This window comes from Deltaproteobacteria bacterium, from assembly GCA_016930875.1.
Lineage (GTDB): Bacteria > Desulfobacterota > Desulfobacteria > Desulfobacterales.
The window spans coordinates 1-5,600 of record JAFGFW010000187.1 but is presented as its reverse complement, the minus strand read 5'-3'; the positions used below and the strand labels follow the sequence as shown (position 1 = coordinate 5,600).

The 5,600-nt window shown below is 45.1% G+C and carries 5 protein-coding genes; all 5 read right to left on the bottom strand.

The window, feature by feature from the left end:
- Positions 1–149: 149 nt before the first annotated feature.
- Positions 150–1,652 carry a cytochrome c3 family protein gene (locus tag JW883_15780; protein MBN1843724.1) on the bottom strand — a complete coding sequence of 501 codons (1,503 nt, stop codon included), beginning with the start codon at positions 1,650–1,652 and terminating at the stop codon, positions 150–152.
- Between the two features lie 1,001 nt (positions 1,653–2,653).
- Positions 2,654–3,064 (bottom strand): hypothetical protein, encoded by a 411-nt coding sequence (locus JW883_15775; GenBank protein MBN1843723.1) that lies wholly within the window; start codon positions 3,062–3,064, stop codon positions 2,654–2,656.
- Between the two features lie 178 nt (positions 3,065–3,242).
- Positions 3,243–3,581: a PilZ domain-containing protein gene (locus JW883_15770; protein ID MBN1843722.1), complete on the bottom strand. Its 339-nt coding sequence runs from the start codon at positions 3,579–3,581 to the stop codon at positions 3,243–3,245.
- A 195-nt stretch (positions 3,582–3,776) separates the two neighbouring features.
- Positions 3,777–5,072, bottom strand: coding sequence for a PAS domain S-box protein (locus JW883_15765; GenBank protein ID MBN1843721.1), 1,296 nt, complete (start codon positions 5,070–5,072; stop codon positions 3,777–3,779).
- Positions 5,073–5,414: 342 nt separating this feature from the next.
- Positions 5,415–5,600: hypothetical protein (locus JW883_15760; protein MBN1843720.1), on the bottom strand; the 186-nt coding region annotated here is incomplete at its 5' end.

The window sequence follows — 5,600 nt, the reverse complement described above, 5'->3', positions numbered from 1 at the left end:
TTCTCCAATATCAATAGAGAAATCAAGCAGATAATGACGACCAAGCTGGCTGGTGTCAATCAGGTTTTGTTACGTATACATTGCAGGAATCGACAATCGGATCTTACTTGACGCCAATTTCGATTATATTCAAGTATCTTTGGAAAAGCTTAGAATAAAGCACTGGACAACGCTCCACTAAGGGATGTTCTGGAAAAAACGGTTAGAAAATCTATCAGCCAAAAGACAAACAACCCGATTCCCCAAAAAGCTCCCTGCCATTGCCATGCCTTTTTGAATACTCTGACTGCCAGGACTTTGCCAATATAGAAAGCAAGACCGAATACCCCACCGATGAGATGGATCAAGAACCATCCCAAATTTAACACTCTTGCAGGTTCGTCAAAAGGAAAAAGAAAATAGACGGACATTGCTGACATGAACCACCATATGTAGAAAGCAATCCATGCGCAATTCCTATGAACAGCCAACATCTTTCTCTTATCCAGGTTCGGCCATAACCAATTCTTCAGAGACAGAGCAGCAAGAAAGGCTAGCAGGGCAAAAAAGAATCCAATACTACAGAATATTATTTGAAACCGCTTGATCTTAACATCAGTCGTGACCGTGATGGAGTGAACAAACGTACCATACCGGACGGCCCACGACCTGTTCTCATAAGTCTGGTGACACCTCATACAAGCATAGTCAACCGTCAAATAGCCAGGATTCAGTGCTATTCCATTCGTAATGGGTTTTGGTAACTCCTTCCGGTAGTCAACATGAAAAAGATGGCTTTTGAAATCACCCCTAAATGACTCAGGATCACCTTCGGCAATGACAGCTGCAGGTGCCATGTGACAGTCCATGCAGGCAACACCAACCCTCTCCATGAGGCTCCCTGTGTACTCCGCCTTTCTGGCTTCATGACACTCTACACAGCCTTGCTTGATAGATTCTTCTGCACGAGAATGGGGGTTATGACAGTCTGAGCACGCAAAGTCCTTTTTCTTGCTTGCGAGCAATTGATTGGCCTCAGTATATTGCGAAAGGAAAACGCCATTCATTGGAATTGCATCGTGCGGTTCAATCCCGTGACATTTCAAACATACATTACTATCTATCATTGTGTCAGATTCAAGAGTTGACCTAACATGCTTTTCCCCAGGCCCGTGACAGGCCTCACATTGGATGCTATCGAATTTCCATGTACCTCTTATTCCCTCTAGACCATTCTGATGCCCTTCAGGAGAGTACCCTGTTGTGTGACATCTTCCACAGCTATAGGGAACCTTTTGTCCAGGAAGGTAATCCACCCATTGGGCGCTTTGTTTGTTGAATTGGCTTTTCCTCTCACCCGTAGAGTTTGAAGTGATGAGGTAGCCATTCTTGTCAACAAATAATGTTTTCCATTTGAGACCGCCAATTACATATGAAACAGTTGTCTCATCATGCCCTTCGGGAAAGGTAACGGGGGGAGCTACGCTGCCGTCGACCCTGGAAAGAATCTTGGCATGCCCTGACTCTTGCCATTGGCCATATTCTTCTTCGTGACATTCTTTGCATTGTTCAGCGCCAGCATATTCGCCAGCCCATGATACGGATTCCAAAAAAACTGCAATGAGAAAGAAGATCAACCAAAGGGCTTTGCATGGAGGATTCGTCCTTAGCATGGCATAACACCTCAAGAAACCTATAGCATAATCATAATGTTAAGGCTAATCTTCGTACACCCCAGTAAAACAGAAACGGGCCATGGGTTTGAAGATGCGGGAATGCCATTTGTTGGCCCTCCATTGGTCTATCATCTGAAAAGCAATCTCGTCACCAGCGTGTTATCAAGGCTGGGAATATGGACGAGTCGTCACGCGCTGCCGGTCGTTTGGAAGGTTAAGGGTAGTGTATGCTTTAATCGTGATTTTATTAAGTTACGCAAAGATTTCTACAGGATATCGCATTTTCTGTCAAGGATTCGCAGTTTCGGGCGGCGCAAATAGACAAACGTAAAGGTTTTAGAACAAGATCTAAAAGCATTGCGGGGTGTTCAGCATCAAGCTCCATTGCAGCGAGTTGTGTTTTGGAGAGTCTGTCTTTCGATAAAGATACATGACAGGAGTTGTAGCTGAAAAACTGGTTCTTTCAGTGAGGATCAACAAATGAGATCTTTATCGCTGGAATCCTGACCCTGTTGGCGGAGTACGATTAAAGCTATATTTTTTTTGGAATGCGGTGTGATTGCAGGTATCGCTACTATTGCGCGGGGCGGCTCGTATACAATATGTTAATCATTCTGAATGAAGAGGGAAGGCGACGTATGACCTGCCGTTTCGACCACGTGTCATGATGTGGAATGCGTGAGGAATCACTTGGATAAGATGAAAAATCCTCCGATGATGTTTCAGATATCCGTCAAGATTCAAACGATTAGAGAAGGCTGTTTGAGCTTCCTCAACGGGCTTCATCTGCAGGTAGATGCCTCTCCTATTTCTGATCCGTCCTTGTATCTCGGAAGATCTTGTCAAACTCCTGGTCAGCCCGTTGATGGACACGGTCTTCTAGCAGCTGATAATTCTTCAGGAACCTCTTGCCTGTAGGTGTCAGGATCGACCCTCTGCCCTTTCCACCACCTGGCCTTGTAGTCACCAGCCTGGCCCATGCCTTGGCTGTTTAAACCTCATTTCCGGTTTTCTTTAAGGGGTTCGCTATCAGCATAGCCATTAAGCATGTTTTTGTTTAGCTTTACAAATCTTTGCTGCCTGTCACCTTCGATATATTGAAAATAGCCCTTGTTCTTCAGGGTGTTTATGACTTCACGATACGGCTGGTGGCCAGAGGTGGCAAAACCTGTGCGTTTTTTATAAAGGCAAGACACTTCTCTGAGGTCTATCACCTCTTCAGGCAAGTCTTTCCTCCCTTTCCCGTATAGTCTTACAACTCGCTCATAGTTGCCAGATACATCAAGGGATCTTTCACCTCCGCAGTAGGAGATAATGTTCGCTTCACCCTTGGCTATTATCTTGTCCTTGATAGAAAGGCACTCAAGGCAAAGGCCTAAGATGGCCCTTTCTACTTTGTCCAAGGCCATACTCGTCTTCCCTCAACATGTAAAATAACGGCTTCTAGAGGGCCTCAAATTGATTTTCTCGGCTTACCCCATAGTCAGGGCCAGGGCGCGAACTTTTGACTCTGCCCTTGCTCTTTGACAATTGAATATAGATTTGCTTCTAAGATTTCGCCTGATCTGTGGTGTAGTTCTCGATGAACTATTTGAGATCAAATTTTTGATCATCTCCCAATTTTCCAAATTGTACACCGCGATGTCTCAATATTAGAGAATCCAACGAAAAGTCCTGTGGCGTTGAATAATCCCAGATGGTCTTAAACGGAATCCTGTCACAGGAAAAACTACCATCGGTCTTCAATATCTTCAGTTTGGCGCATTCGTGTGATCGCGCATTGCTGGCAACATAACGAAATGAGAGTCCACCCGTGCTTATATCTATAATTTGACCAACTGGCCTAAGCAGATGGCCTAGCCCAGCACAAGCACCTTGCTTGACTTTGAACCGCCGCTGTTTCTTTCGCTCGGCTGACTCTTCCATGACTGACTCAAAGAGTTCAGGAGGTTTTTCAAGCCTTTATAGGTTAGCCCAAATACTCCAGAGGGAAAGTACTCGGGCTAAGGGAGAAAATGAAACTACACGAGGCAGACAAAAGCCCCTCGCTATTAATTTATACCCAATTCATTTCCACATTGCAAGTTTATATTGTAACTAGAAAGGGGTAGGTAAAACCCACTATTTAGCGAGGGACAGAAGGTAGGATCTGAGGTTCGTTTTCTTGTTCTTCAATCCAAGCTTCATTCGTATATTGTATCGGTGAAACTTAATGGTATTAGGGGAAAGGAACAACAGTTCCCCTATTTCTTTGTTCGTTCTTCCTTCCTTGATAAAGTCAGCAACGCGGATTTCCATTGGGGTAAGACTAAGATATCTAGACGATAATTTGCGAATGAATGGAGAAACAATGCTGTTTAGATTTGATTCCATGATGCTGACAAGGGCCGTTTGATTGACGTCCAGTCTACCTTTTTTCATTCTTTCAAGATGAGGAGTAATTAGTTCCTTCACGTTGGACAAAATGGTTTCCTGAAGGTCCTGCTTATCGTCTTCCCTCTGTTTCAAAAGAACTCTTAAGGCAGTGTTGACTTCTTGTAGGCGATGAGACTTTGCTTTGAGTTCATCATGAGCTTTACTCAGCGACTCTTGTGCCTGCCTCCGCTCCATGATTCTTCCCACTCGCTCCCCGACAGCGTCTATCAGTTTCCTCTCTTCTTTCATGAATGGTCCTTCATCGATTTTTGGTTTCTCCTCCAAATAACAGACTTCCACAACTCCAACCCGATCGCCGTGTACAAAGATATCCCCACTCTGATTCCAAGTGGTTTTTCTGAAGTTTTTGGTCTTGAACTGTTGATCCTTCACAGTAATTCGTGCGCATGTTATCTCTGGATACTGCCACGCGAGAGGTAACAGATCGGCTGTCGCCTGAAGCATCTCCTCCAATGAGATACCATCCTCCTCGACAAGATGGGAAATTCCATAGAGGCAGTTCAGTTCTTTGATCCGCTCATCAAGCTCATGAGTCCGCTTTTTAAGTGATTCCTCTGCCAGCTGGCGTTCCGTGATATCTCGAGCTATGGCATAAACTATACCCTCCTCCGGATTTGGCCTGGATGTCCAAGACAGCCACTTGTATGAACCATCTTTGCAGCGATAGCGATTCTCGAAAGAGACTACAGGCTCGCTCTGGGATAGCTTTTTGACTTGGGCCATTGTCGAATCTACGTCATCCGGGTGAACAAAATGGATAAATGGTTGTCCAAGAATCTCCTTTCTTGAATAGCCTAATGTTTTTTCAAAAGCTTGATTTATTTGCCTAAAATAGCCGTCAATATCGGCCAGACAAAGCATGTCGCTGGCGAGGTCAAATAGGCTATGGATTGCCTCCTCAGACTTTTTATCCTTCGTTTCCGCAGCTTCCAATTCCTTTGCCCTTTGTCCCAATTCTTCACGGGTTGGTTTTGAGGCCACTGATGTATCCTCCGATCATAACAAAAACAAAAAAAGGCCCAAGAGCATGTCTCGTTTCATGAGGTACGGAGCCCCTGGCAGTCTCATACACCTTCGGCGTTAGACGTTATCATCTTTGAAAGGAGGTTAGCGGATTTGGACAGGACTATATACAATTCCAGCAGGAATGGTCAAGGCAGGACCACAATCACAGTTAGATGCGGGCTCGGAGGCTATACAATATGTTGTAAGAGTGTCGGGCAAGCAAAAGTGGCGATCGCTCGCAGCATCAGAACTCTTTGAAGGTCATGGATATCACGACGTGATTTTTTGGCCTCATGTGGTGCCGGGCTGTGGCGAAATTTATAGTCTTGTGGGCGTCCCGAGAGCGCCGCCCGTTTGCCATTCATCAGCTCTGTCACCGGGAAATACTGGGCGAAACACTCGGATAATTAATATTAAACGGGCTGTTGCCCAAACCTGCCACTTGCGTTTTTCATGGATTTTGGCCGTCTGCAAACCCCTGTAACCCACTGAATTTATTACTCC